The following is a 590-nucleotide window of genomic DNA, read 5'->3' on the forward strand; positions in this document are numbered from 1 at the left end:
GCTGTAGCTGGGTTGGCAAGCATCAGAACATCCTGCTGACCGGTCCTTGCGGCAGTGGTAAAACCTACCTGGCCTGCGCCCTGGCACACACGGCCATACTCAAAGGATACAGCGCCAAGTATTACCGTCTCTCTCGGCTGCTGATGGAGCTAAGCCAGAGTAAGGCCGATGGCAGTTACAGCAAGGCACTGAAAACCATCGCCAAGTACGACATCCTGCTGCTGGATGACTGGGGGCTGGAGCCATTGAAAGCGGCTCAGCGCAACGATCTGATGGAGATCATGGATGATCGGCACCAACACGCATCAACGATCATGATCAGCCAGTTGCCCACCGAAGAATGGTACCAAGCGATTGGAGACAACACTCTGGCTGATGCCATCCTGGACAGGTTGATGCACAACTCTCACAGACTGAAATTAAAGGGGGAATCGATGCGAAAAGTCGTATCTGAGTTGACTGAAAATGAACACCTAAGTTAAAAAGAGACTGAGCCCAACGCGGAAAGATCTGGGTGTTCACATTCACCAGAATCGGTGTTCAGATAAATCAGAATACGCACCTTGTAAAACTTCCAAGTTAATCAGCAT

At 50.7% G+C, this 590-nt stretch carries 1 protein-coding gene; it reads left to right on the forward strand.

The genetic code is table 11. From position 1 onward, the window contains the following. The coding region (locus ADINL_RS07165; RefSeq protein ID WP_036545717.1) for an ATP-binding protein at positions 1-482 on the forward strand (482 nt) is incomplete at its 5' end. Between the last annotated feature and the right edge of the window lie 108 nt (positions 483-590).

Origin of the sequence: Nitrincola lacisaponensis, assembly GCF_000691225.1 — a bacterium.
GTDB classification, from domain to species: domain Bacteria; phylum Pseudomonadota; class Gammaproteobacteria; order Pseudomonadales; family Balneatricaceae; genus Nitrincola; species Nitrincola lacisaponensis.